Here is a 25,653-nt window from a genome sequence, read left to right on the forward strand (position 1 = left end):
AGCCCTTCCACCACCACGCCCGAAGCGGGTGTGGACAAAGTATGCGTCAAAGCGACAGCCGTCCCCTCTTCATCTATGGCGGAGACGGTGGTGGTGTGGGCAGGCTCGGCCACCACTGTGCCAGGCACCTCAAAGGGCAGGTTGCGGAGCACCTTCTCCCGCCACTGGGCGGCGTGGGCTTTGGACAGGAAAAGGTCTACGGGTACGGGCTGGAAGTCGGGGTCGCCCAGGTACAAGGCGCGGTCCACGAACGACGCCTTCTGGGCTAGGGCCATCGCCCAAACATAGTTGGAAGAACCAAAGGGCATATCGGCGGGATCAAGACCCTCCAAAATGTTCAACACCTCCATGACCTGGACTGGCGACGAGGGCGGGGTTGTCCCCGTGACGCGCATCCCCCGATAGGTGGATTCCACCGGTGTCCGCACCTTGACCTTATAGGTCTTGAAATCTTCTAGGGTGAGGAGGCCCCCGTTGCGGGCGAAGTCGTCTACTATCTTCTCGGCGATCCAGCCCTCATAAAACACCTGAGGGCCGTGCAGGGCCACCTCCCGCAGGGTGTTGGCGTAGTCGGGGTTGCGGAACCACTCCCCCGCCTCGTAAAGGCGTCCCTCTTTGGTGAACAGGCGCGCCGAGGCTGGAGTGGCAGTCAGGATGTCCCGCATCGCCAGAACGCCCTCCTGGGAGGGCGGGCGTCGCCACATCTGGGCCAGTTCGCCGGGGATGGCGAAACCCTGCTCGGCCAGGGCGATGGCCGGCTCCACAACAGCCTTCCAAGGGAGTTTGCCGAAACGTCGGTGTAGTTCCCAGTAGCCGGCGAGGTTGCCCGGCACCGTTACCGCCAAGTAGCCCACCTCGTTGATGTGCCCCTCCAGCTCCCAAAGGTCAAAGCGCAGGCGACGCTTCACTTTGGGGGCCCACATGTCAGGGGTGGCCTTGAGGGGGGCTCGCCCGCAGAAGTCCAGCGCCAGGTGTTGGCCCGAGGGGGCGTGAAACACCAGGGCCATTCCCCACCCGCCCAGAGAGGTCATTTGGGGGTCCACCACGCCCTGGGCGAAGGCCACGGCCACCGCCGCATCCACAGCGTTGCCCCCCTCGCGGAACACCTGGCGGGCCACCTCCACCGCCTCTACCTGGGGTGCAGCCACGACGCCTTTCATAGAAGCCTCCGAGGAGGGTTACAGCAGGTGGCGCTGGGGATCGGTGGTGGGGAAGATGGCCAGGATGCGGGCGGGGCGCGTCCCCACATTTTTCAGCATGTGCTTCACCCCTGTGGGGGCCAGCACCGTATGTCCCCCCGCAATCCGTTGGACGCTGTCGCCCAAGGTCGCCTCCACCTCTCCCTCCAGAATAACGATGGCCTCTTCATGCGTGGGGTGGATGTGCAGGGGGATGAACGCCCCCGGGGCGAGGGTGATCTCGTTGACGGTTAGGCGCTCCGCCCCCACCTCTTTGCGCACCACCCCCCGGCTGGAGACACCCTGCCAGGGCTGTTGGACGGGGCTGTCGGCGTGGCGTAGGATGGGCATATGCGCCTCCTCCTTTTGTGAGGCTATGGTAGCCTGTGCGTGCACAACGGGGCAAGGGGGACAGCTTAGGGCTCTACGACGGGGTCGGGGGCGTGTTGTGCCGCCCACATCTCCGCCACATCCCGACACCGTAGGAACGCTACCCCCGGGAAAGAGCGCATGTGGCGTATCAGGCGCTCCAGGAGCAGAAGACGCCCCGGTCGTCCGATGACTTGGGGGTGCATGGTGAGGCAAAAGGCCCGCCCCCAACGATACACCCCTTCAAAGCCCGCCGCCCATGCGGCAAAGACGGCATCGGGGCTGTGCATCGGCCCCCGAATGTTGGCCGAAGGCGCATAGGCGAAATAAGGGAAGTCGTCCCACTCCCAATGGACGGGGATTTCTATCAGGCGACGCCCTTCTCCGGCCGAGACCCAGTAGGGGGCGTCGTCCCCCATGAGGCTGGAGTCGTACAGGAACCCGCGGCTGGCCAGGAGGGGCAGGGAGCGTTCCGATAGTTCCCACGACGGGGAACGATACCCCAGGGGCTTCTGGCCTGTGAGGGATTCAAGAATGGTGATGCCCTTGTCCAGCACAGCCACCTCCTCCTCGGGAGTGCAAGTGGCGGGGGCCTCGTGCATATACCCGTGGTGGCCCACCTCGTGCCCGCGGCGGACGATGTCCCGCACTAGATCCGCGTGGGTCTCCGCCACGAAACCGGGGATGAAGAAGGTGGCCTTGATGCCGAAGGTGTCCAGCACGTCCAGGATGCGGGGGGTGGCCACCCGGGGGCCGTATTCCCCCATGGACATCAGGGACGGGTAGCGGGCGAAGGCGGGGTTGCGCCGTATCCACAACGCCTTGCCGTCCACATCAAAGGTGAGCATCACCACACAGCGGATGTCCTCTGGCCAGATACCGGCCATGCCCCACCTCCCAAAGCCCTGCAGGGGAGACGTGTTTGCGCGTGCGTTAGGTCTTGGCCGTTAAGGAGCCGTGCACCAGTTTCTGCACAGTATCCACCACCTGCTCCAAGCCGACCATAGTCGCTTCCCCCTTGCTGCGCTCCTTTACCTCGGCAGACTTCTGGCGCAGGGTGCGGGGGCTCACCACCACACGCACCGGGAAGCCTAGAAGGTCCGCGTCGTGCAACTTCACCCCCGCCGATTCCGCCCTGTCGTCGTAGAGCACCTCCATCCCCGCTTCGCGCAGAGCATGGTAGAGGTGCTCCGCCTGTTGGGCGACCTGGCTATCCTCCAGGTTCAGCCCCACCAGGTAGACCTGGAAGGGGGCCACCGACGGCGGGAAGCGCATCCCGACGGAGTCGTGGTTGTGCTCGATCACCGCCGCCAGCAAGCGCCCCACGCCGATGCCGTAGCATCCCATGACGATGGGGCGTTGCTGGCCCTCCCGGTCCAGGTAGAAAGCACCCAAGCGCTGACTGAAAAAGGTGCCCAATTTGAACACATGCCCCACTTCCACACCCCTCTCGGTGCGCAGGGGTGCGCCGCACTTTATACACCCGTGTCCTGTCTCGGCCAGGGCGATGTCCGCGATGGTGTCGGCGTGGAAGTCCCGGGGGTAGTTGGCGTTGCGGAGGTGATAGTGGGGGCGGTTGGCACCCACCACGAAGTTGCTCCCGCTGAGGATGGAGTCGTCAGCAACGATAGGAATACCCTTGAGGCCTATAGGGGAGGCGGAGCCGGCCACCAGTCCTGCCTGGGCCACCTCTGCATCCGAGGCCAGGCGCAAATCAGTGGCCTGCAACACCCGCTTCAGCTTCACCTCGTTCACTTGTAGGTCGCCCCGAATGACTACGAATACGATGCGTCCGTCGGCGTGGTAGAACACAGCCTTGAGGGTCTGGTGCGTGGGGATGCCCAGATAGGCGGCTAGAGCGTCTATAGTCTTGATGTTCGGCGTATGCACCTCTTGAAGGGGGAGGGCCTCGGCCACAGGGACTGGGGGCTTACGGCTCTGGGCGCGCTCGGCGTTGGCAGCGTAGCCACAGGCCCCGCACAGGATGATGGTGTCCTCGCCGATGGGTGTGGGGAGGATGAATTCGTGGGAGTCCTTCCCGCCGATGGCCCCGCTGTCGGCCTCCACCATGATGGCCGGAACACCACACCGATCAAAGATGTTCCTGTAGGCGCGCACCATCGCCTGGTAGGAGGTGTTCAGGCCGTCCTCATCGGCGTCGAAACTGTAGGCGTCCTTCATTTCGAACTCCCGCACCCGAATAAGGCCCCCGCGCGGGCGAGGCTCGTCCCGAAACTTGGTTTGAATCTGATACAGGTTCAGGGGGAGGTCGCGGTAACTGCGCACGAAGGCGCGCACTAGGAGGGTAATCACCTCTTCGTGGGTGGGGGCCAGCACCATCTCCCGCTCCCGCCGATCCTTAAGGCGAAAGAGGATGGGGCCGAAAGCGTCCGCTCGGCCCGTCTCTTGCCAAAGATCCAGGGGTTGCAGGGCGGGGAGGCGCACCTCTTGGGCACCCGCCCCGTTCATCTCTTCGCGGATGATGGCTTCTATCTTCTGCAAGGAGCGCAGGGCCAGGGGCATATAGGCGTACACCCCCGCAGCGAAAGGATAAATCATCCCCGCCTTCACTAGAAGGCGATGGCTTGGTGTTTCAGCATCGGCCGGGTCGGTGCGCAGGGTGCGTGCGAACAGCTGGGACATGCGCATAGGCCTCTCCTTGGGGATGTCTCTGCCCCCCATGATATCTGGGGGAGGAAGCCAACCTCCTGCCTGAGGGCCACCACAACTTGCGAGGACACTAACCTACGCAACCGATGGTCGCCTCAGATGACCCCCTCGGCCTGGAGCCCTTCCAAGGTTTGGGGTGAAAGGCCCAATAGGTTACAGTAGATTTCCTGATTATGCTGGCCCAGGGTCGGGGCCGGCTGACGCACGGAGCCTGGTGTGCTGGTGAGGCGTGGGGTGACCCCAGGGATGCGCACCTTTCCCACTACCGGGTCGTCCACCTCCACCAGGATGCCCCGCTCACGGATGTGGGGGTCGGCACAAATGTCCTCGGCGCTGTAGATGGGGCCGGCGGCGACCCCTGCCCTCTCCAAGATGGCCAAAGTTTCCTGGAGGGTATGTTGGGAGATCCACTGGGCCATCTGGGTGTTCAGTTCGGTCAGGTGTTGGCGTCGTCCTTGCAGGGTGGCGAAGCGGGGGTCGGTGGTCCACTCGTCTTTGCCAATGGCTTGGGCGAGACGGCGGAACTGGTCGTCGGTGGTGACGATGAGGCTCACCCACTTGCCATCTTGGGTAAGGAAATGGTCGCTAGGGGCGCCCGCGGGGTTCACATTCCCCTGGCGCTCCCGAACGATACCCAGCCGGTCGTAAAGGGGGATGGTGTGCTCGGAGACCCGCAGGATACTTTCGTAAAGGGCCAAGTCCAACATCTGGCCCTGGCCCGTCTTCTCGCGCCAGCGCAGGGCGATTAGACACCCGATGGTGGCGAAGCAGGCGGTAAGGTAGTCGGCAAGGGGGAAGCCCGGGCGTGTGGGGGGCCGGTCGGGGAAGCCGGTCACATAGGCCAGCCCCCCGAAGCCGACTGCCACGCGGTCGTAGGCAGCTCTGTAACGGTAGGGGCCGGTCTGCCCAAAGCCGGAGACGCGGACCATAATCAGCGTGGGGTTCACTGCCCGCAGGTTGTCCCAGCCTAGTCCCCAACGCTCCAAGGTGCCAGGGCGGAAGTTCTCCAACAAGATGTCGGAGATCTTGACCAGTTCCTTCAGGAGCGCCTGACCCTGGGGCTTGCGCAGATCCAGGGTAATGGACTGTTTGTTGCGTCCCTCCACTGTCCAAAAAAGGGAGGTGCCGTTGACCAGTTCCCCTGCCTGGCGGGCGATGTCACCGGTGCCGGGCATCTCCACTTTGATGACCTGGGCACCGAACTCGGCCAGGAGGGTGCCCGCCACGGGCGCCGCAATAAAGGTGCCGATATCCAACACCCGCAGGTCTGCCAAGGGCAGAGGGCTCGTAGACATACACTTCGACCTCGTGTGCTGGTTTCCCCTCTATGATAGGGGCGCGCCGGAGGCGGCGTCTACACGCCGTGCCCGGGGTATCAACCGTGCAGGAGGAAGTCCAACAGGACGCGGTTGACCTCGTCGCTCCGCGTCCACAGGATGCCGTGCCCCCCTCCGGAAAGGATTTCCAGGCGCGCGCTCGGGATGCTCTGGGCCAGCAGGCGTGATTGCTCCAGAGGTGTTACCAGGTCCTGGTCGCCACACACTACAAGAGTGGGGGCGGTGATGCGCTCCAGAAGACGCCGCGTGTCGTGGGCCAAAATGGCCTCTCCCTGGCGGAAGAAGGCGTCCAGGGGCATGGGGTTGGGGTTGGCGGCGGCACGTCGGATGGTCTCCTCTATAAGGGAGGGGTTCTGGTAGTCCTGGGGAGAGTAGATCCAGGGAAAGGTCACGCGGTAGTACTCTTCCAGGGAGAGGCGGGCCCGCAGGAGCCGGCGCATCTCCATCAAGGCGCGGTCATAGGGCGTCATGAAGACGAAGGATGAGATGAGGACGAGTTTGCTGACCCTTTGAGGGTAGTGGATAGCCACCTGTTGGGCGATGGCCCCGCCCATACTATGGCCAACTATGTGGGCCTGAGGGATGTGCAAGGCATCCAGCAGGCCCACCACATCCTGTGCCATGTCGAGTGTGGTGTAAGAGGTGGGGGCCTTGCTGGACTGGCCGGCGTCGCGGTTGTCCAGGGAGATGCAGCGGAAGTGCTGGCGCAGGGCGGGCACCTGATAGGCCCAGCCCCGGTGGTCCATCTCAAAGCCCTGAATCAGGACGAGGGGGAAGCCCTGGCCCGCCTCACGGTAGAAGATGTCCAGGCCGTTGGCACGGACATGGGGCATAGGCACACTTTTAAAGACTCAAGGGACTTTTAGCCATTCAATCTTGGTACCACGGAGCATCCGGCGCTCCGCCACGGGCCGATCGTGCGGGTCTCCTCTGTTTCCAGCGTAACGTAGCCGGCAGACTTGAGAAGTGTTTGCACCTGCCAGGAATTAAACGACCCTCTCAATCGTACAGACGATAAGGCGAATTTGCGCCCGGCGGGATAAACCTCCCTTGGGCTGATGCACAAAGATGACATTTATACGCGCCCTCTGCAAAGCCTCGGCGTGGGCTTTCCGAGCCTCTTCGTCGCTGGTGATCCATACTCCCCCGAAGGAGGCCATCCATTGGATAACAGCGGAATCAGGCTCACTCGGCTGGACCGCACGGGCATCAAAGGCCATGGCTTGAAGGACGGTAACAATTTGCGGGGCAGCAAGGCTTTCGTCCACCACCAGGGGCGGTTCACGATACTTTGGCAAGGCGCTTCTCCCATTCCACCGCCGCTTGCACTTTGTGCAAGGGGATGCCGTAGGCCCTGGCAACGGATTCCTCGCTATCGCCTGCGCGCACCATAGACCACACGGCGCTGGTAGGAATACGGGTGCTTTCAATACATGGGGAGCCGAACTGCACCTGTGGGTCAAGAACGATGCCTGGACAGGGCCGCCAGCGGGAGGCCACATGCTTGCCATTCACCTTGCGTTCAAAGGCCATGTCCGCAATCTCCAGCCGGGGCAAGTGCCGAAGCCACGCGCGGACTATCTCAAAGGCGTATTGACCCTCCCGACTGGCAGAGACCAGGCTCTGCTCCATCTGGATAAAGATTTCGGTTTCGCCGAGCCACAAGTCTTGTAAGGCGAAAGGTCGAGGATACCGTGAGGCCTCCTCTAGCCAGGCGTGGACGCGGCGAATGTGTTGAAGGGAGAAACCTGCTTGTCGTAGAGCCACGAGCATGCGGAGAGAGATGAGGTCTTCAAAAGTGACCCACCGCTCCCTTCCGGACTGTGTTGTGGCTAGGGGACGGAGGAGCCCACTGGTAATCCACCGCAAGAGGGAGCGATAGGAGGGCCGACGCATCTCTGGGCCTGTAGCCCACAGGTAGCGAGCCACCTCGGGGATGAAGTAGACGCCGGCGAAGGTCTCCATAGGCTCCCCCGTCAGCCGTTTCTATCGTGGAGCGGAGGGTTACTTTTGTCAACACTTGGCCCTTTGCCCAGCCGAGGTGCACGGCGCGTTCACCGAGGCGGGCTGCGGCCACACGCCCCTATTCCACCTTCAACGCCAATGTGGCTGGCACATCCAGTTTGATGCCTGGCCCCATGGTGGAGGTGAGGGTAATACTGCGGATGAAAACACCCTTGATGTCTTCGGGCTTGGCCCGTTTGACGGCGTCTACAAGGGCGGCCAAGTTCTCCAGCAGGTGCTGTTCGGGGAAGGAGGCCTTGCCGATGGGGCAGTGAATGATGCCCAGACGGTCTAGGCGGAACTCCAGGCGGCCTTTTTTGGCCTCGGCGATAACCCGGGGGAGGTCTTGCGGGGGCACCACAGTGCCGGCGCGGGGGTTGGGCATCAACCCCTTGCGCCCCAGCACCCGCCCCAGACGGCCGATACGGCCCATCATATCAGGGGTGGCGAGGGCCACATCAAATTCGGTCCACCCCTCCTGGTCTATGCGCCGAATGACCTCGTCGTCGCCTATGATGTCGGCCCCCGCTTGACGGGCGATGTTGCCCGCCTCGCCCTGAGCGAACACCAGGACGCGCTTGGGTTTGCCGACGCCATGCGGGAGCACCACTACCCCCCGCACCATCTGCTCAGACCGCTTGGGGTCCGCTGTGGTGCGGATGTGCACCTCTATGGTTTCGTCGAACTTGGCGGTGGCGGTCTTCTTCACGAGGGCGACCGCCTCCTGAGGGGTATAGGTTCGGGTGCGGTCGACCAGGGAGGCGACCTGGGCGTAGCGTTTGCCGTGGCGCTTTTTCAGTGCTTGGACGGCTGGGGATGTGGTCATGCTAGCCCTCCACCACGTCAATGCCCATGCTTCGGGCGGTGCCCTCCACGATGCGTATGGCGGCGTCCAAGTTGGTGGTGTTTAGGTCGGGGAGTTTGGTCTGGGCTATTTGGCGGATCTGGGAGCGGGTGACGCGCCCCACCTTTTGAGCGGGGGTTGCCCCGCTCCCCTTTTCGGCCCCCGCCGCCTTTTTGAGAAGTTCGGAGGTGGGGGGCGTCTTGGTAACAAAGGTGAAGGAACGGTCTTCAAAGATGGTAATCTGCACGGGGATAATGGTGCCCTTCTGGCCGGCCGTGCGGGCGTTGTATTCCTTGATGAATTGCATGATATTGACGCCGTGCTGGCCCAGGGCCGGCCCAACGGGGGGGGCTGGGGTCGCCTCCCCTGCGGGGAGTTGGAGTTTGAGGATGGCCTTGATTTTTTTCGCCATGTGTCCTCCTGAGGAGATGGGCCTAGCGGCAAGGGAAAGGGCCTTGTTGCCGGGGATGGGGGTGTGCACTGCCAAAGCCGGCCGTGCCTGCCCTTCCCGCCTTGGGGGCGTGCGGGGGCGGTATGCGTGGTGCTAGGCGATGCGCTCCACCTCCAGCAGGTCCAGCTCCACAGGCGTCTCCCGTCCGAAGAAGGAGACAAGCACCCGCACCCGCCCCTTGTCGGGGTAGATTTCGTCCACAGTGCCGATGAAGTCCTTGAAGAGGCCACCCACAATTTTCACCTGTTGCCCTTTGGTGAAACCCACCTTCACGAGGGGGTGGCCAGACTCCATGCGTTTGAAGATGGCCTCCACCTCCTGGGGGCCCAGGGGAACCGGCTGGGGCTTCTCGGTCAGGGTATCGGCGGAGATAAAGCCGGTTACCCCCGGGGTGTTGCGGACGGCTGCCCAGGTGCGCTCATCCAAGACCATGCGCACCAGAATGTAACCGGGGAACATGGGGCGGGTCTTTTTAATGCGCTGGCCTTCCCGTATCTCCACCACTTGCTCTAAAGGCACCTTCACCTCCAACACCCGATCGGCCAGGTCTAGGGATTCCACCCTCTGGCGGATGGCTTTGGCCACCCGCTCTTCCTGGCCGGAGTAGGCGTGGACGATATACCAGCGCGCTTCGGCGGGCGCAGGGGAGGGCTGCTCCTTCTCCTCCGAGGGAGAGGTCTGGGTCTGGTCAATGCGGGGTGTGCTCATGGGTGCATCCTCTGCGTCCTATCCCCCCAAGGCGAGGCGTGTCACGAAGGAGAACACCAGGTCCACCACGCCCAGGGCCACACCCACGGCGGCCGAGAGGGCGAGGACTATGAAGGTCAAGCGGACGATATCCTCCCGGGAGGGCCAGGTTACTTTCTTTAGTTCCGCCCAGGTCTCGGCCAGGAAGCGCCACTGCAGGAGGCGCTGGCTGACGGCGGTAACACGGGAAGGGGCCCCACCCCCCGACAGGCGTGCCATGCTAGCGCACCTCCCGATGGGGTTGGTGCTGACGGCACCGTGGGCAGAACTTTTTGCGCTCCAAGCGGTCGGGGTCGTTGCGCTTGTTCTTGGAGGTGAGGTAGTTACGCTCGCGACAGACGGTGCACGCCAGAGTAATGAGCACCCGGTCGCCTTTCTTGGCCATGTGCGCTCTACTCCAGGATCTTGGTGAACACGCCCGCCCCGACGGTGCGCCCCCCTTCACGGATGGCGAAGCGCAAGCCCTGCTCCAGGGCCACGGGGTACATGAGTTTGATAGTCATGCGGGTGTTGTCGCCCGGCATAACCATCTCCACCCCCTGGGGGAGGATGATCTCGCCGGTGACGTCGGTGGTGCGGATGTAGAACTGGGGCTTGTAGCCGCTGAAGAAAGGAGTGTGGCGGCCCCCCTCTTCCTTAGAGAGCACATAGACCTCGGCTTCGGCGACGGTGTGGGGCTTGATGGAACCGGGCTTGGCCAGCACCTGGCCGCGTTCCACCTCCTCCCGGTCTATGCCCCGCAGGAGCACCCCAATGGCATCCCCCGGTTCGGCCTCGTCCAGGGTCTTATGGAACATCTCGATGCCCGTGGCGACGGTGCGTTTGGGCTCTGGGGTGAAGCCGACGATCTCCACCTCCTCGTTGAGGCGTAGCACACCCCGCTCCACGCGCCCCGTGACCACCGTCCCACGCCCCTTGATGGCGAACACATCCTCAATGGGCATCAGGAAGGGGAGATCCCGCGGACGCTGGGGGATAGGAATATATTCATCCACGATGTCCATCAGTTTGAGAATCTGCCCGCACCATTGGCACTCGCGCTTCCCGCATCCGCATTCCAGGGCCTTCAGGGCGCTCAGGCGCACGATGGGGGTTGTGTCCCCGGGGAACTGGTATTTGCTGAGCAGGTCGCGCACCTCCAGTTCCACCAGGTCCAACAGTTCCGGGTCGTCCATCGCATCCACTTTATTCAGGGCCACCACGATGTATGGCACGTTCACTTGGCGGGCCAGGAGGATGTGTTCCCGTGTCTGGGGCATGGGGCCGTCGGGAGCGCTGACCACCAGGATGGCCCCGTCGATCTGGGCGGCACCGGTGATCATATTCTTCACGTAGTCGGCGTGGCCAGGGCAGTCCACATGGGCGTAGTGGCGTTTGGCGGTTTCGTATTCCACGTGGGTAATGGAGATGGTGAGGCCTCGGGCGCGCTCCTCCGGGGCGGAGTTGATTTGGTCGTAAGTGGTCCACTTGGTGGAGTTGCCCGGCTGTTTGGACAGGACCAGGGTGATGGCGGAAGTGAGGGTGGTCTTGCCGTGAGCCACGTGGCCGATGGTGCCCACATTGACATGGGGCTTGGCCCGCACAAACTTCTGTTTTGCCACTGTGTCGCCTCCTTAGTTTTGTGCTCCTGGGGGTCAACCCAGGACGCTTGGTGTCGGTCGGGTATGGAGCCCACAGCCGGGATCGAACCGGCGACCCCGTTCTTACCAAGAACGTGCTCTACCGCTGAGCTATGTGGGCCCGTTGGCAAGTGGAGGGGGTAGGATTTGAACCTACGAAGCCCGACGGGCGCCAGATTTACAGTCTGGTGCGTTTGGCCGCTCCGCCACCCCTCCAGCAAATACCCAGTATACCAAAGGGGAAGGGAGGGAGCAAGCCCGGTGCACCCGGACAGGGCTTCACGCCCACAGCCCGAGGGGGGATTCGAACCCACCAACCTTCCGATTACAAGTCGGTTGCGCTACCGTTGCGCCACTCGGGCATACCTATCCGCCACCCCTCGGTTTCCCCTTGCGATTCGGGCCTGACGCTAGTGTAGAAAAGGGCGTCTGGTGTTGTCAAGGCGCTTACGTGCGGGGCTGATCCTTTGTTGACACCCCTTCCCGTTTGGGATAGCATAGCCCTAGATACATCTGCAGAAGGAGAACCATAGGCCGTTATGGTGCGTATAAGACTACGGAGGGTGGGCAAAAGACACCAGCCGACATACCGCATTGTGGTAGTGGATGCTCGCAACCCACGGGACGGGGCGTATGTGGAGATGATAGGTCTCTACAACCCCCGCACTGACCCTCCGCTCTACCAGGTGGATGCGGAGAAAGCGAAAATGTGGCTCCAACGGGGGGCTCAGCCCAGCCCCGCTGTGGCGCGCATTCTTACCAAACTGGGCATTATGGAGTCCCGCAGTGGCCATGAAAGATCTGATTGAGTATGTCGCTAAGTCCCTCGTCCACAACCCGGACGCCGTAAAGGTAAGCGAATCAGAACAGGACGGTCGGAAAGTGATCATCCTTGAAGTAGCACCCGAGGATAAAGGGCGTATCATCGGGAAGCAGGGCAGAGTAGCCGAAGCGATGCGCGTGCTCCTCCGGGTGGCTGCTGTCAAGGAAGGAACCAAGGCCGCCCTGCAAATCCTGTAGCACAGTTTTTTGCTGGTGTCTCACGGCGTTCCCCCTCCTGCCCCGCCGGAGCGCTTGGTGGTGGGGCGTATCCTGCGCCCCTGGGGGGTGCGTGGTGGCCTGCGCGTGGAAGTCCTTACGGAGCGCCCGGAGCGCTTCCGCGCTGGGGCGGAGGTCTTTATCCAAGGCAAGCCCTATCGCTGCCGCCGTGTGCGCCGCCAAAGGGACACCCTCATTTTGTGGCTCGCCGGGGTAGAGAGCGTTGAGGCAGCCCAGGCTCTTCAAGGCCATCTGGTGGAAGTCCCCTTTGTTACCCCTCCTCCCGGGCGGTTTTATCGTTTCCAGGTGCTCGGGATAGGGGTGTGGGCTGACACAGGAGAGTTCCTGGGGCATGTCCGCGACATTTTGGAGACTGGAAGTAACGATGTGTATGTCGTGCACGGCCCGAAGGGGGAGGTGCTTCTCCCCGCCATAGACACGGTTGTCCAGTGTATTGACCCCGCCCAGGGGCGGATGGTGGTGCACCTGTTGCCTGGTCTGCTGCCCAGCAAGGCGGGCTAGGTGTCCCGTCAGGGCCTTCGGGCAAGGCGGGGGCATGGGTCTGGTCTCGGACAAGACGCGCCCATTGCCAAGGGCGGGGTTTTTGTGTTTTGATAAGTGTGAGGGGCCTTCGCCTCGTGCCGAAGTGGCGGAATGGTAGACGCGGCGGTCTCAAAAACCGCTGGGGCTCCGCCCCATGAGGGTTCGACTCCCTCCTTCGGCACTTTGCGCTGGTGGCAGGGCGGTGAGTCCTGGTTTTGTCTGGGGATGGGGAGTGAGGCAGAGCATACTCCCCGCACATTGACTCCGCACTCGTATCGTGCTACACTGGGAAGGCGCCCAGGAGCGTGTATGCCTGCAGGGGAGAGCTTCCAGCGCTTCCAGGAGGCGGAAGCGCAGTGGCGGCAGGAGACGGCCGCTGCCCCCGAGGAGCCTCGCCACTACGTTACCTTGTCCAATCTGCCGGTAGAGCGAGCGTATACTCCCCTCCACCTCCGTAACACAGACCCCCTTCAGGACATTGGCCTGCCCGGGCGCTATCCGTTCACGCGGGGCATCCACGCCACGGGCTACAGGGGCAAACTGTGGACCATGCGCATGTTCGCGGGCTTTGGCACAGCGGAGGAGACCAATGCCCGCTTTAAGTTCCTTCTCCAGCACGGGGAGACTGGCCTTTCCACTGCCTTTGATATGCCCACCCTCTACGGCTACGACACCGATGACCCCCGTGCTTGCGGGGAGTTTGGTAAGTGTGGGGTGGCCGTCTCGTCCCTGGCTGATATGGAAATTCTCTTTGACGGGATACCTATTGACCAGATAACCACCTCCATGACTATTACAGCCCCTGCTGCCGTCATCTGGGCTATGTATCTGGTGATGGCGGAGAAGCGGGGCATCCCCTGGGATCGCCTGGGGGGAACCATTCAGAACGACATCTTGAAGGAATACATTGCCCAAAACGAGTATGTGTTTCCCCCGAAGCCATCCCTGCGCCTAGTGGTGGATACCATTGAGTTCGCTTCCCGCTATGTGCCCCGCTGGAACCCCATCAGCATTAGCGGATACCACATCCGCGAGGCGGGCTCTACCGCCGTGCAGGAACTGGCTTTTACTTTGGCAGATGGCTTCACCTATGTGGAGCATTGCCTGGAACGGGGCCTCAAGATAGACGAGTTCGCCCCCCGTTTGAGTTTCTTCTTCAATGTACACAACGACTTTTTTGAGGAGATTGCCAAGTTCCGCGCTGCCCGGCGCATCTGGGCGCGGGCCATGCGTGAGCGCTACGGTGCCCAGAACCCCCGCTCGTGGTGGCTCCGCACCCACGCCCAAACCGCAGGGGTGGCCCTTACCGCCCAACAGCCTGAGGTGAACATCATCCGTGTGGCCCTGCAGGCCCTGGCGGCGGTGCTGGGAGGAACCCAGTCCCTGCACACCAACTCCCTGGACGAGGCGTGGGCTTTGCCCACGGAGAAGGCAGTGCTGTTGGCCCTGCGCACGCAACAGGTCATCGCCTATGAGACGGGTGTCGCTCACACCGTTGACCCCCTGGGGGGCAGTTACTTCGTGGAGGACCTGACCAACCGCCTGGAGCAGGCCGCCCAAGACTACTTCCGCCGGATTGATGACCTTGGTGGGGTGTTGGCTTGCATTGAAAACGGCTTCTTACTGCGGGAGATCGCCGAGGCCGCCTACCGCTACCAGCGGGAGGTGGAGGAGAAGAAGCGCATCATCGTGGGGGTCAACGCCTACCAAATGAATGAGCGTCTGGAAATTCCCCTCCTGCGGGTGGATAAGGAGGGGGAACGCCGCCACCTGGAACGGCTACACACTGTTCGTGGTACCCGTTCCCAGCGGGAGGTGGGGCGCGCTTTGAGCGCTCTGCGCAAAGCCGCCCGCGGCTCCGACAACCTCATGCCGTATATCCTGGACGCCGTGCGCCACTATGCCACCTTGGGCGAGGTGATGCAGGTGCTCCGGGACGAGTGGGGCGAGTATAAGCCCCCCACCATCCTTTGACAGGTTCACAAGCACCCCCATACAGCGGGACACGAAAGCGACTTGCACGGCCGTCTGTGCAGTCCATTGGCATCAGAGGTAAGGAGGTGCTATGCGCATCACCCTGAGCGTTATCAAGGCCGACATCGGGGGCTATGTGGGGCACTCCAGCATTCACCCGGACCTGGTCAGCACGGCCCAGGAGATGCTGGAGCAGGCGCGGCGACGGGGCATTTTGGTGGACTACAAGGTCATGGCCTGTGGGGACGACTTGCAACTCATCATGACCCACACTCGGGGCGAGGACAATTCCGAGGTGCACCAACTGGCCTTTGATGTGTTTAAGGCGGGGACGGCTGTGGCTAAGCGCTTGAAACTCTACGGGGCGGGGCAGGATATCCTTTCCGACGCCTTCTCCGGCAACATTCGGGGGATGGGGCCTGGCCTGGCGGAGATGGAGATGGACGAGCGCCCCTCCGAGCCTGTCATCGTGTTCATGGCGGATAAGACCTCTGCGGGGGCGTGGAACTTGCCCCTCTATAAGATGTTCGCCGACCCCTTCAACACCTCGGGCCTTGTGATCTCGGAAAGCCTTCACAAGGGCTTCTCCTTCGAGATACAGGATGTCAAGGCCCACAAGAAGATTATCCTCCACGCCCCCGAAGAGATTTACGACATGTTGATGTTCATGGGCGCGCCCTCCCGCTATGCCGTGAAGCGGGTCTACAACCGGGCGACGGGGGAAATCGCTGCTGTGTCCTCCACCGAGCGTCTGACGGAGATTGCGGGGCGCTATGTGGGCAAGGACGACCCTGTGCTGGTGGTGCGGTGCCAGGGGAGTTTCCCCGCAGTGGGCGAGGTGCTGGAACCCTTCGCTCACCCCTTCATTGTGGAGGGGTGGATGCGGGGGAGCCACCACGGCCCTCTGATGCCCACCTCCTTCAAGGATGCCAACCCCTCCCGCTTTGACGGCCCGCCGCGGGTCATCGCCGCCGGCTTCCAGTTGGCCGAAGGAAAACTGGTCGGCCCCCGCGACCTGTTTGACGACCCTGCTTTTGACCAGGCCCGCCAGGAGGCCAATCTGTTGGCCACCATCCTCCGCCGGCATGGCCCCTTTGAGCCCCATCGCCTCCCCCTGGAGGAGATGGAGTACACGACCATGGCGGGCATTATGAAGCGCCTGGGGGCCCGGTGGGAGCCGATGTAGCCCAGGGTGCAGGCGTTACCACACCCGCTTCAGGCGGGGATTGGGTGTTAGCCCGGGGATACGCCCCCTTTTAGCGATGGGCTTGCCGTCCACCTCGTGGATGTCGGCGGTAAAGTCGTTGGGAGGGGCGGAGGTGATGTACCCCCCCACGCCGAAGGCGTTGACAGGAGCCTTGCTGTCCACAAAGGCGCGGATGCGGTCGGGGGTCAGCCCTCCGCTCACGACGATTTGCACTTGGGTGAAGCCGTGCAGGTCCAGGTGGGCGCGCACCTCCTTCACCAAGTCCACTGTTACCCGCCCCCGCTCCACTGGCGTGTCTAGTCGGATGCCTTGCAGGCGAGCGCCCAGGGCGCGGGCGACGCGCAGGCTCTCCTCTACTTCGTCTTTGAAGGTGTCCACCAAAGCGATGCGGGGCACATCGGGGGGGAGGTGCTGGTCAAATAACTCCACGGCGCGCACCGTATCACCCACACACAGGATGAAGGCGTGGGGCATAGTGCCGGCGGCCACTACCCCCGCCAGGCGTGCCCCCGCAATGGAGGAGCAGGCGACACACCCCCCCACTACAGCAGAGTAGTCCATCACTGCTGCCACGCGGGGGTGCACATGGCGTGCTCCGAAGGAGACGACGGGGATGCCCCGTGCCGCCTCCACGCACTCCCGCGCCGCTGTGGCCCACCCCGTGCAGTGGGCCAGAATGCCACAAAGCGCCGTTTCATAGATGCCGAACAGGGTATAGGGGGCCTTGATGCGCAACGCCACCTCTTTGCGGGCAACGGGTGTCCCCTCCTCCAATGCCCACACCTCGCTCTTGTCCTTTGGAAGCACCTGTTCCAGCAAAGCCAAGGCCTCCTTCATCCCGCACAGAATTCCGTCCCGTTGGGGGAAAAACTCCATCGTTACTATGGGGTTGATGCCCGCCTTCTGTAGGACAGTGACAGTGCGCACGAAGTAGACATCGGTCGTGTCGCCGGACACCACCTGGGGGTCAAGGGGAAAGGCGAATGTCATAGAGCCCTCCTCCTGGCATCGGAGAACGTCCCATAGACCCTCAAGTGTTATGATACGGGTTTTGCTCACGCGGGGAGGGCGTTCTGCTAGGATGGAAAGGAACTCGGCTATGCTGACGCATACGGCCAACTTGGGCACCACTGTTATTGGGGGCCGTCCCTTCCGTTGGGGGGCGCGCACCTACATTATGGGTATCCTCAACCTGTCGCCCGAATCCTTTTCGGGGGACGGCCTGGCGGATGTGGAGGCGGCCGTGCAGCGGGCACTGGCCATGGAGGCGGAGGGGGCGGACATTATTGATGTGGGAGGGGAATCGTCCCGCCCGCCCACGGTATATCCCGATGCCCGTCCCATCCCCCTGGAAGAGGAGCTGCGCCGCGTGATCCCCGTCATCCGACGCCTTGCCCGGGTGCTGCAGGTGCCCATCAGCATAGATACCTCTAAAGCCGAAGTGGCCCGCCAGGCCATCGCCGAGGGCGCTTCTCTGGTGAACGATGTGTGGGGCTTCACCGCCGACCCGAACATGGCACGGGTGGTCGCTCAGGCGAAGGTGCCCGCGGTGCTCACCCACAACCAGCACGGCTACGAGTACCAAGACCTTATACCCGATATCATTCGGGGCCTGCAGGAGCGGGTGCAGAGGGCTTTGGAGGCGGGAGTGGCCAGGGAACACCTGATCGTTGACCCCGGCTGGGGCTTCGGCAAACGGGCAGAGCAGAACCTGGAGGTGCTGAGGCGTTTGGGGGACATTCGTTCTGCTCTGCAGCGCCCCCTGCTCATCGGCACCTCCCGTAAGCACACCATCGGTCTGGTGTTGGGCTTGCCCGTGCACGAGCGTTTAGAGGGCACAGCCGCCACTGTAGCCCTCGCCATTGCGCAAGGGGCTGATATCGTGCGCGTCCACGATGTCAAAGCGATGGTGCGGGTGGCGCGCATGGCCGATGCGGTGGTGCGGGGGTGGCGTCGCCCGGAGGGGGGATGACCCTGGTCTATCTAGGGTTAGGCTCTAACTTGGGCGACCGGGAGGGGTATCTGCGTCAGGGCGTGCGGGGGCTCCACCAGCGCGCAGGGGATGTGATCGGCCTTTCGCCTATCTATGAGACGGCTCCTCAGGGATACGCCGATCAGCCCCGTTTCCTAAATATGGTTGTGTGCCTTCAGACACCGTTAGACCCCCTCGCTTTGCTGGACACTTGCTTAGCCCTGGAGAGCGCCGCGGGGCGCACACGCCCCTTCCCTAATGCGCCCCGCACTCTGGATATCGATATCTTGCTGTATGACGAACGGGTGTTCACATCTGAGCGTCTTACTGTGCCCCATCCTCGGATGGCGGAGCGGGCCTTTGTGCTGATTCCCTTGTCCGACCTGGCCGCCGATGTGGTGCATCCAACGCTAGGGATATCCGTTGGGGCGCTGGCTCGGCGGGTGGGGCATGAAGGCGTGCGCCCGTGGTCGCCTCCCCCGTTAGCATGGCTGGGGGATGATGATCAGGGCGTCCGTAGGGAGGGGGGCAGAAGGTTGGGGATGCCCTCCTCAATGGGGTAAGTCTCTTTGCACTGGGCGCACCACAGGCTTCCTGTCATGATGTCCTCCCCTTCTTGGAGTTCTACAGTCAGGGAGAGCGAGGCTTTACACACCGGACACACTAGGATGTCCATCAGGTCGCGCCGCATGGGTCTCCTTTCGAGGGAAGATGGTAGATGCTAGCAGGGCCAAACCCACAGCGGCTGCCCCCAGAGCAGCAGCCGGGCCCGCCCATGCCGGGGATGCCCCCCCTATTCGTGTAGGCGCCAACCATGCATCCAGAACAGCGTAGCACACCAGAAACAAGCCAGCTAGCCTTCCCGCGGGCTGGGGGCGGGCGCTCACAGCCAGTAACACACCTCCCAGAAGCACACTGCCCAGTCCTTCGTAAAGGTCGGACGGCCAGCGGGCAACGGCGCTCCCTGGGAGGAGTAGGCCCAAGGGGTTGGTGGTGATTTGGCCCCCACAGGAGCCGTAAAGCGGACAGGGGAGGTGCACAAGGGCGATGCCGAAGGGGAGGAACAGGCCATACCCGGAGGCGAGGGCCAAGGCCCACTGGGGCCGTTTGCGCCCCCAAAGGAGCAAGACCACGCCTCCCCCCGCGAGGGCACCGTACAACGACATGCCATCGGACAGGCGTAGCAGGCTCAACGGGTCAAGGAGGGTTGCTGGGCGTGTGAGGAGGATATGCCCCAAGCGGGCTCCCAGCAGGGCCCCTATGGCCAGGGGCCATTCCAGCCAGCGGCGGGGCACCCCCCAGCGTTCCCCTTCCCGCCGCGCCCAGTAGTCTACTAGCCAGTAGCCGACGAAGGCGAACACAACCCAGAGGGCGCTTTGCAGGGCGTCTAGAGTAACCATAGTCATCTGCCGCGTAAAGCCTGCTCCGCCAACACCTTGAGCAAGTCCGCTAGCAGGTATACTACGATGCCCATCAGAAGCAGAAGGGTGCCCCCCCGCAGGCCCGCAAGGATGCGGGGCACGGGTGTAGAGGCTTGTGTGGACGGGGCAACCCGCCACCAGCGACGTGCCAAGACGAACATCCCTAATCCTATCAACACCTTGAGCGCCAACACTACCACATAGGGCACAGAGGCCACCGGCGAAGTAAGGCGCTCGAAAGTCAGGACAATTCCTGTCAGGGCCAGAATAGCCGTGATGGGGGCTAGCATCTGGCGGAAGGCGTGGCGGATAGCCTGCCGCAAAGACGTTGAAGGGCTTTCACCCTGTCCCCGGAGGAGGACGAAGGCAAACAGACTTCCCCCTATCCACGCCACGGCCGCCAAACCGTGGAGCCACCGCACCACCAGCAGAAATATCTCCCGCCCGTCCATATCTATCCTCACCGCAGGAGATCTTCCACCAGCATCGTCAGACGCTCCTGGGTGATGGCACCCGTCCACCGGCGCACCACCTGCCCTTGACGATTAATGAAAACGGTGGTTGGAAAACCCACCACCCGATAGGCTGTGGTGATAGTGCCGTCGCTGTCGGGACCTGTGGGGAAGGTCACGCCCGCCTCCCTCAAAAAGGCACGGGCGGCGGCTTCGGTGTCCTGCACATTCACGCCCACCAGCACCAGGCCCTGGCTTTGGTAGGTCTCCCACACCTTTTGCAGAGCGGGCATCTCGGCCCGGCACGGGGGGCACCAGGAGCCCCAAAAGTTTATCACCACGACCTGCCCGTGATAGTTCCCCAAGCGAAACTGGCCCCCATCAAAAAGGGACAGGGTGAAGTCGGGGGCTGGTTCCCGCACCTTCTGCTCTCCCAGACGTGGGCTGCTAGTAACCGTAGGCGGTTGCACAACGGACACCACTACGAGAACGAGGCCTCCCAGGATGGCGAGACCCTGCAAGAGAAACCCCAGTCGAAGACGCCCCAGCTCCATAACGCCTCGACCTCCCAGGCTCGGTGCCCGGGCGCGTGCCTCCTACGACCTAGGGTAGCACATAAGGTATGATTCCCCCAGCACCTCAAGGGAGGCCGGCGATGAAGGTTGCCCAAGTGAAGACCTTTTTGGTGCACCCGGGGCGCGGCAAGAACCTCTTGTTCGTCAAGGTGGAGACCGATGCAGAAATTTACGGCTGGGGGGAGGCTTATACCCAATCGGACCGCGACAAGACTATCGAGCAACACATTCAGGCTATGGCTCGTTACTTGGTGGGCCGTAGCCCTTTCCATATCAAGCACTTCACCCAGGTGATGTTTATGGACTATGCCACACGGCGCGGCTCATTGGAGTTTTACTGTGCTTTGAGTGCATTGGAGCAGGCCATGTGGGACATCGTGGGCAAAGCGGTGGGCCAGCCCGTCTATAACCTGCTGGGCGGGCCGTGTCGGGACAGGGTGCGCGTTTATGCCAACGGCTGGTATGAGGGGGCCAAAACGCCCGAGGACTATGCCCGGGCGGCGGTGGCCACGGTGCGCCTGGGCTTTACCGCTCTGAAGTTCGACCCCTTCCCCCCTCCTTGGCGTCCCTACATCTCCCAACGGGAGGAGGACATGGCGGTGGAGACGGTGCGGGCAGTGCGGGAAGCCGTTGGTCCTCAGGTAGACCTGCTCATTGAAGTGCATCGGCGTCTGGCCCCCATGCACGCCATACGGGTGGCGCGCCGTTTAGAGGAGTTCCAGCCCTTCTGGTATGAGGAGCCCGTGGACTCGGAGAACCTGGACGCCTTGGCCGAGGTGCGTCGGCACATCTCTTTGCCGGTGGTTACGGGCGAGGCCCTCTATAGCAAGTGGGATTTCCGCGAGGTTTTGGAGAAGCGCTGTGCCGACATCATCAACCCCGATGTGTGCAACTGCGGGGGCATCTTGGAACTGAAGGAAATTGCTGCGATGGCGGAGCCCAACTTTGTGGTGGTCTCCCCCCATAACTACAACAGCACTACGGTGGGGCTGGCTGCCACCCTGCACGTAGCGGCCGTTATCCCGAACTTTCTCATCACAGAATACTTCGTCAACTTCACCGAAGTGGGGGAGGCCATTGCGCGCGTGCCCTTGCGTGTGGAGAGCAGTTACATCCGCCTCCCCACCACGCCTGGGTTGGGGATAGATCTGAACGAAGAGGCCCTGACTCGCTACGGGTACAAGCCCTTCCCAGCCCGCCCGATTCGCCACTATCACCAGGAAGGCCCCTAGCCCCGTGTGGGGGAGTGGGGGGTCTATGGCCCTGTGGTATCCGAGGCCCGCACGTCGGTAAGCACCTGCCGCCCGAGAGCCAGTGCCCGCTGGCGCACAGTGTCGGGCAGGCGCTCCTGCTCTAAGAACTTACGCAGGGCCTCCTCCGGAGAGGCGCGTGGGTCAATGGCCCGGCCTGACAGTTGTAAGTGCCGGTCGGTATACTCCCTCTGCATAACGGAATAGAAGGCCGGTTCCAGGGCCTGGCGCAGGGCGCGCTCGTCCAGCCTCCCCCCTAAAGCGAGGGGCATCCGCAGGCGTAGACGCACCACCGCGCCCTTCAGGGCAGTGCGCCGCAGGGCGGAGAGGGCCTGGGTGGTCGGGTCGTCGTCTGGGCCTATCTCCACCTGCACCGTCAGGAAAGGACGGGCGGGCACCTCGCGGAACTCCCAGCGGGCCCGTTGGCCGGCGGGCTTGCCGGGGTCAATATCCACCACCACGAACCCTTTCCTATCCTTCTCTTCACTGAAGTCCACGCGCTGCAGGCTCCCAGAGTAGACCACAGGCGGAGCCTCGCCCCAAGACTGGTGGCGATGCACATGCCCCAAAGCCAGGTAGTCCAGCCCCGGCAGGACGATACTACTGGGTTGGAGCACGTGGTCGTTGCCTAAGAGCATGGATTGCTCGGTGCTGGTAGTGGCAGTGGAGAGGGTCAGGTGGCCCACCAGGATAGCAGGGAGGGAGGGGTCCAGGCGCTGGGCAAGGGTGTGAATATGGGCCGTCAGGCGCTCCTCGGCCATTTGGCGCAGGGCCTCCGGGGATTTGCCTTGGCTCTCCTGGCGCTCCAGGAGCAGGTGGGGGCGTATCCAGGGCACGGTGAGAACCTGCAGGGGGCCGGAGCGGGTCTGCAAGGTGAGCACCTCTGCCCGTTCGCTCACCGTTACTTTCCGGATGTTCAAGGTGGGGAAGATTTCCAGGGCTGAGGCGCGGAAGGCGATGGAGGGAAGGTCGTGGTTGCCGGCCACCAGCAACACAGGGATATCGTGGTTGACCAGATGGGCGATACGGCGGGCGAACTCCCGCTGGTGTGTCTGGTCGGGGTTACGGCTCTTGTAGGCGTCTCCGGCGAAGACCACCAGGTCTACCTTCTCGGTGATGGCGGTGTGCACAACGGCGTCAAAAGCGGCAAGGAAGTCCAGCAGGCGCGTGTTGGCTCCCCGATAGTAGGTGCGGTCGTGGCCCGGGGGCACCAGAAAGTAGTCGGGGAGGGCGGCCAGATCCCCCTCCCGGGCCTCGCGCCCGTAGCTCTCTACCCCGATATGCAAATCCGAAAAGTGGAGCAGGCGCATCTGGCTAGCCGCCCCCAGCAGTCAGGTGAGCGAGAAGGTCGTGTAGGGCGGATAGGCGCGCCTGTGCCTGGCGGAGGCGCTCCTCCTCCCGCTCCACCACCTCCTCGGGGGCTTTGGCGCGGAACTCGGCGTCCTGAAGGCGTGCCTGGAGGCGCTGGAGGACGTGCTGGGTCTGCTCGACTTCTGCGCGCAAGCGGGCCACTTCCTTCTGGATATCCACAAGGTGTCCGATGCGAATGGCCACAGCCAAGGGGCCGACGGCCGTGCGCAGAGACTGGGAGTCGGTCGGTAAGGGTTGCCCGTCTTCTAGCAGGTGCAGGGGGTGGACGTGGGCCAAGGCTTGAATCGCCTCCCGCTCCCCTTCCAAAGTGGTGCGATGCGCCCCGGGGACGACCAGCACCTCCAACGGTTGCCGGGGAGGCAAACGGAACTCGGCGCGCGCATTGCGCACCGTGCGCACCAAAGCCTTCACCACATCCAGGGCTTGTTCAGCGTGGGTGTCTATGAGAGCCGTATCCACCTGTGGCCACGGTGCCACGATGAGCATCTCCGGAGCACCGTCCTCGTTGGGCAGACGGCGCCGCAGGTCCTGCCACACTTCTTCCGTGATGAAGGGCATAAAGGGGTGGAGCAGGCGCAGGATGCGCTCCAGGGTGTAGGCCAAAATCAGGCGGGGAGAGGGACTGACACCACGGCGCAGGCGCACCTTGCTCAGCTCTAGGTACCAGTCGCAAAACTCGTCCCAGATGAAATCGTAGAGGTTCTGCTGGGCGTCGGCGAACAGGAAGGTCTCCATCGCCCGATGCACCCGCCGGATGGTGTCCTGCAGGCGGGAGAGGATCCAGCGGTCTTCCAGGTGGACAGGACGGGGAGAGCTCCAGCCGGTGAGATCGGATGCCCCCTCCAAAGCCGACAGGACGAAGCGGGAGGCGTTCCAGATCTTATTGGCGAAGTTGCGCCCCGCCTCCAGGCGCTGGGGGCTTAGGCGCTGGTCGCTGCCGGGTGCGACCCCCGCTGTGAGGGTGAAACGCAAGGCATCGCATCCATACTGGTCCACCAGGTCAATGGGGTCCACCACATTCCCTTTCGTTTTAGACATCTTTTGCCCATAGGGGTCGCGCACCAGGCCGTGGAGGTAGACCGTGTAAAAGGGCACCTTGCCCGTGTTGGCCAGCCCCAGCATGACCATGCGGGCGACCCAGAAGAAAAGAATGTCGTAGCCCGTCTCCATAACGGTGGTGGGGTAGAAGTAGCGCAGGTCTTCGGTATCATCGGGCCAGCCCAAGGTGCTATGAGGCCACAGGCCCGAGGAGAACCAGGTATCCAGCACATCGGGGTCTTGCTGGATGCGGGGGCTCTGACACTTTTCGCAACGGCTGGGATCCTGCAAGGTGCAGGTCTGCCCCCCGCAGTCGGCGCAATACCAGACGGGAATCCGGTGTCCCCACCACAACTGGCGGGAGATGCACCAGTCCTTGATGGAGCGGAGCCAGTTCAGGTAGACCTTGCTGAAGTGCTCGGGGATAATGCGAAGGGTTCCCTCCTCGACAACGCGTATGGCCGGCTCGGCCAATGGCGCAGCGCGCACGAACCACTGACGGGAGAGGAGGGGTTCCACTGGGGTGCCGCAGCGTTGACAGTGCCCCAGGGCAAGGGTATGGGGCTGGACTTTCTCTAGGAGGTTCTGCTGGCGCAAGGCCTCCAGCACGGCGCGACGGGCCTGGTAGCGGTCCATCCCTTGGAAGGGGCCGGCGGAGGCGTTAAGGGTACCGTCGGAGTTCAGGATGGTCACTGCCGGCAGGTGGTGGCGCTGGGCGATCTCCCAGTCCACGGGGTCGTGGGCGGGGGTAACCTTCAAGGCCCCGGTGCCGAAGGAGGGGTCAATGGCCTCGTCGGCGATAATGGGCAAGCGCCGTCCCAGCAGGGGCAAGACCGCCATCTTGCCGACGAGGGAGGCGTAGCGGGCGTCTGCGGGGTGCACCGCCACAGCCGTGTCGCCCAGCATGGTTTCGGGGCGGGTGGTGGCCACGGTGATAAAGCCTGTGCCGTCTGCGAGGGGGTAGCGGATGAAGACCAGGTCGCCCTGTATCTCTTTATGCTCCACCTCCAGGTCGGAGAGAGCGGTGGCGCACCGCACGCACCAGTTGATGATGCGTTCCCCCTGATAGATAAGGCCCTTATGGTAGAAGGTAACAAAGGTGGTGCGCACGGCGCGGCTGGGGCCGGGGTCCAGGGTAAAGCGTTCCCGTGTCCAATCACAGGAGGCGCCCAGGCGCATATGTTGCTGGGAGATGCGGGCGCGATAGGTGCGCACCCATTGCCAGACCCGTTCCACGAAGGCCTCCCGCCCTAACTGGTGGCGGGTGAGGCCCTCTTTGGCCAGTTCCCGCTCCACCACCACCTGGGTGGCAATACCCGCGTGGTCCACCCCGGGGAGCCAGAGGGTGGGTTCTCCCAGCATGCGATGCCAGCGCACCATAATGTCCTCGATGGTGGCGGTGAGGGCGTGGCCCATGTGCAGGCTCCCCGTCACGTTGGGCGGGGGCATAATGATGACGAAGGGCTTGCGGGAGGGGTCAATCTTCGGGGTGAAATAGCCTCCCTCCAGCCACCTCTGGTAGATGCGTTGCTCAACAGCCTGGGGATTATACGCCTTGGGAAGGGCAGAGGCGCTGGCCTCGCTCATTATTGG

29 protein-coding genes and 4 tRNA genes are annotated in these 25,653 nt (G+C 63.1%); 9 read left to right on the forward strand and 24 right to left on the reverse strand.

What is annotated here, in order from left to right; all coding sequences use genetic code 11:
* The 17 genes from NZ951_00005 to NZ951_00085 all read right to left on the reverse strand — a co-directional run.
* The coding region (locus NZ951_00005; GenBank protein ID MCS7206319.1) for a gamma-glutamyltransferase at positions 1-1,160 on the reverse strand (1,160 nt) is incomplete at its 3' end.
* A gap of 18 nt (positions 1,161-1,178) precedes the next feature.
* Positions 1,179-1,529 carry a cupin domain-containing protein gene (locus NZ951_00010; protein ID MCS7206320.1) on the reverse strand — a complete coding sequence of 117 codons (351 nt, stop codon included), beginning with the start codon at positions 1,527-1,529 and terminating at the stop codon, positions 1,179-1,181.
* A gap of 65 nt (positions 1,530-1,594) precedes the next feature.
* On the reverse strand, positions 1,595-2,434 hold the full coding sequence (locus NZ951_00015; protein ID MCS7206321.1) for a polysaccharide deacetylase: 840 nt from the start codon (positions 2,432-2,434) through the stop codon (positions 1,595-1,597).
* A gap of 46 nt (positions 2,435-2,480) precedes the next feature.
* Entirely contained in the window at positions 2,481-4,196 is a 1,716-nt protein-coding gene (locus NZ951_00020; protein ID MCS7206322.1) for a proline--tRNA ligase, read from the reverse strand.
* A gap of 116 nt (positions 4,197-4,312) precedes the next feature.
* Positions 4,313-5,512 (reverse strand): CoA transferase, encoded by a 1,200-nt coding sequence (locus NZ951_00025; GenBank protein ID MCS7206323.1) that lies wholly within the window; start codon positions 5,510-5,512, stop codon positions 4,313-4,315.
* An 80-nt stretch (positions 5,513-5,592) separates the two neighbouring features.
* A complete protein-coding gene (locus NZ951_00030; protein MCS7206324.1) occupies positions 5,593-6,387 on the reverse strand; it encodes an alpha/beta hydrolase in 795 nt (264 codons plus the stop codon).
* A gap of 153 nt (positions 6,388-6,540) precedes the next feature.
* Positions 6,541-6,852, reverse strand: coding sequence for a hypothetical protein (locus tag NZ951_00035; GenBank protein MCS7206325.1), 312 nt, complete (start codon positions 6,850-6,852; stop codon positions 6,541-6,543).
* Positions 6,836-7,519, reverse strand: a complete 684-nt coding sequence (locus tag NZ951_00040; protein MCS7206326.1) for a DUF433 domain-containing protein — start codon at positions 7,517-7,519, stop codon at positions 6,836-6,838. The genes NZ951_00035 and NZ951_00040 overlap by 17 nt, the downstream gene beginning before the upstream one ends.
* 118 nt (positions 7,520-7,637) lie before the next feature.
* Positions 7,638-8,384: a 50S ribosomal protein L1 gene (gene rplA, locus NZ951_00045; protein MCS7206327.1), complete on the reverse strand. Its 747-nt coding sequence runs from the start codon at positions 8,382-8,384 to the stop codon at positions 7,638-7,640.
* A 1-nt stretch (position 8,385) separates the two neighbouring features.
* Positions 8,386-8,814: a 50S ribosomal protein L11 gene (gene rplK, locus NZ951_00050; GenBank protein ID MCS7206328.1), complete on the reverse strand. Its 429-nt coding sequence runs from the start codon at positions 8,812-8,814 to the stop codon at positions 8,386-8,388.
* Positions 8,815-8,946: 132 nt separating this feature from the next.
* Positions 8,947-9,561, reverse strand: a complete 615-nt coding sequence (gene nusG, locus NZ951_00055) for a transcription termination/antitermination protein NusG (protein MCS7206329.1) — start codon at positions 9,559-9,561, stop codon at positions 8,947-8,949.
* A gap of 18 nt (positions 9,562-9,579) precedes the next feature.
* On the reverse strand, positions 9,580-9,819 hold the full coding sequence (secE, locus tag NZ951_00060; GenBank protein ID MCS7206330.1) for a preprotein translocase subunit SecE: 240 nt from the start codon (positions 9,817-9,819) through the stop codon (positions 9,580-9,582).
* 1 nt (position 9,820) lies between these two features.
* Positions 9,821-9,985: a 50S ribosomal protein L33 gene (rpmG, locus tag NZ951_00065; protein MCS7206331.1), complete on the reverse strand. Its 165-nt coding sequence runs from the start codon at positions 9,983-9,985 to the stop codon at positions 9,821-9,823.
* Between the two features lie 7 nt (positions 9,986-9,992).
* On the reverse strand, positions 9,993-11,201 hold the full coding sequence (gene tuf / locus NZ951_00070; protein MCS7206332.1) for an elongation factor Tu: 1,209 nt from the start codon (positions 11,199-11,201) through the stop codon (positions 9,993-9,995).
* Between the two features lie 64 nt (positions 11,202-11,265).
* Positions 11,266-11,340: transfer RNA gene (locus NZ951_00075), tRNA-Thr, on the reverse strand.
* A gap of 11 nt (positions 11,341-11,351) precedes the next feature.
* Positions 11,352-11,435: transfer RNA gene (locus NZ951_00080), tRNA-Tyr, on the reverse strand.
* A gap of 73 nt (positions 11,436-11,508) precedes the next feature.
* Positions 11,509-11,581, reverse strand: a tRNA-Thr gene (locus NZ951_00085).
* 177 nt (positions 11,582-11,758) lie between these two features.
* Here NZ951_00085 and rpsP point away from each other — a divergent pair.
* The 6 genes from rpsP to NZ951_00115 all read left to right on the forward strand — a co-directional run bounded on the left by rpsP (position 11,759) and on the right by NZ951_00115 (position 15,960).
* Positions 11,759-12,028, forward strand: coding sequence for a 30S ribosomal protein S16 (rpsP, locus tag NZ951_00090; GenBank protein ID MCS7206333.1), 270 nt, complete (start codon positions 11,759-11,761; stop codon positions 12,026-12,028).
* Positions 12,012-12,239: a KH domain-containing protein gene (locus NZ951_00095; protein ID MCS7206334.1), complete on the forward strand. Its 228-nt coding sequence runs from the start codon at positions 12,012-12,014 to the stop codon at positions 12,237-12,239. The genes rpsP and NZ951_00095 overlap by 17 nt, the downstream gene beginning before the upstream one ends.
* Positions 12,240-12,254: 15 nt before the next feature.
* Positions 12,255-12,779 (forward strand): ribosome maturation factor RimM, encoded by a 525-nt coding sequence (gene rimM / locus NZ951_00100; GenBank protein MCS7206335.1) that lies wholly within the window; start codon positions 12,255-12,257, stop codon positions 12,777-12,779.
* Between the two features lie 118 nt (positions 12,780-12,897).
* Positions 12,898-12,981 (forward strand) — tRNA-Leu (locus NZ951_00105).
* A 128-nt stretch (positions 12,982-13,109) separates the two neighbouring features.
* On the forward strand, positions 13,110-14,774 hold the full coding sequence (locus tag NZ951_00110; protein ID MCS7206336.1) for a methylmalonyl-CoA mutase family protein: 1,665 nt from the start codon (positions 13,110-13,112) through the stop codon (positions 14,772-14,774).
* 91 nt (positions 14,775-14,865) lie between these two features.
* The gene (locus NZ951_00115) at positions 14,866-15,960 is read left to right on the forward strand and encodes a fructose-1,6-bisphosphatase (protein MCS7206337.1); all 1,095 of its coding nucleotides are present in this window, start codon (positions 14,866-14,868) and stop codon (positions 15,958-15,960) included.
* A gap of 15 nt (positions 15,961-15,975) precedes the next feature.
* Here the strand turns inward: NZ951_00115 and NZ951_00120 are convergent, their stop codons facing one another.
* Positions 15,976-16,971, reverse strand: coding sequence for a nicotinate phosphoribosyltransferase (locus NZ951_00120; GenBank protein MCS7206338.1), 996 nt, complete (start codon positions 16,969-16,971; stop codon positions 15,976-15,978).
* Positions 16,972-17,080: 109 nt separating this feature from the next.
* On the opposite strand from NZ951_00120, the gene folP reads away from it, so the two are divergent.
* Both folP and folK read left to right on the forward strand, forming a co-directional pair.
* Positions 17,081-17,953, forward strand: a complete 873-nt coding sequence (folP, locus tag NZ951_00125; protein ID MCS7206339.1) for a dihydropteroate synthase — start codon at positions 17,081-17,083, stop codon at positions 17,951-17,953.
* Complete coding sequence (gene folK / locus NZ951_00130; GenBank protein MCS7206340.1) at positions 17,950-18,516, forward strand: 2-amino-4-hydroxy-6-hydroxymethyldihydropteridine diphosphokinase; 567 nt, start codon at positions 17,950-17,952, stop codon at positions 18,514-18,516. Before folP ends, folK begins: the two co-directional genes overlap by 4 nt.
* Here folK and NZ951_00135 read toward each other — a convergent pair.
* The 4 genes from NZ951_00135 to NZ951_00150 are packed head-to-tail and all read right to left on the reverse strand — an operon-like array spanning position 18,459 to position 20,380.
* The gene (locus NZ951_00135) at positions 18,459-18,644 is read right to left on the reverse strand and encodes a methytransferase partner Trm112 (GenBank protein ID MCS7206341.1); all 186 of its coding nucleotides are present in this window, start codon (positions 18,642-18,644) and stop codon (positions 18,459-18,461) included. The genes folK and NZ951_00135 overlap by 58 nt on opposite strands.
* Positions 18,601-19,353 (reverse strand): prolipoprotein diacylglyceryl transferase, encoded by a 753-nt coding sequence (locus NZ951_00140; protein MCS7206342.1) that lies wholly within the window; start codon positions 19,351-19,353, stop codon positions 18,601-18,603. The genes NZ951_00135 and NZ951_00140 overlap by 44 nt, the downstream gene beginning before the upstream one ends.
* Before the next feature lie 2 nt (positions 19,354-19,355).
* Positions 19,356-19,826: a urate hydroxylase PuuD gene (locus NZ951_00145; GenBank protein MCS7206343.1), complete on the reverse strand. Its 471-nt coding sequence runs from the start codon at positions 19,824-19,826 to the stop codon at positions 19,356-19,358.
* Between the two features lie 8 nt (positions 19,827-19,834).
* Complete coding sequence (locus NZ951_00150) at positions 19,835-20,380, reverse strand: TlpA family protein disulfide reductase (GenBank protein ID MCS7206344.1); 546 nt, start codon at positions 20,378-20,380, stop codon at positions 19,835-19,837.
* Positions 20,381-20,481: 101 nt separating this feature from the next.
* Here NZ951_00150 and NZ951_00155 point away from each other — a divergent pair, with 101 nt between their 5' ends.
* Positions 20,482-21,633 carry a mandelate racemase/muconate lactonizing enzyme family protein gene (locus NZ951_00155; protein ID MCS7206345.1) on the forward strand — a complete coding sequence of 384 codons (1,152 nt, stop codon included), beginning with the start codon at positions 20,482-20,484 and terminating at the stop codon, positions 21,631-21,633.
* A 23-nt stretch (positions 21,634-21,656) separates the two neighbouring features.
* Here the strand turns inward: NZ951_00155 and NZ951_00160 are convergent, their stop codons facing one another.
* Both NZ951_00160 and NZ951_00165 read right to left on the reverse strand, forming a co-directional pair.
* On the reverse strand, positions 21,657-22,961 hold the full coding sequence (locus NZ951_00160; protein MCS7206346.1) for an exonuclease SbcCD subunit D: 1,305 nt from the start codon (positions 22,959-22,961) through the stop codon (positions 21,657-21,659).
* A 4-nt stretch (positions 22,962-22,965) separates the two neighbouring features.
* Complete coding sequence (locus NZ951_00165; GenBank protein ID MCS7206347.1) at positions 22,966-25,647, reverse strand: valine--tRNA ligase; 2,682 nt, start codon at positions 25,645-25,647, stop codon at positions 22,966-22,968.
* Between the last annotated feature and the right edge of the window lie 6 nt (positions 25,648-25,653).

It is taken from the genome of Dehalococcoidia bacterium (assembly GCA_025060295.1).
GTDB lineage: Bacteria > Chloroflexota > Dehalococcoidia > Lucifugimonadales > HRBIN23 > HRBIN23.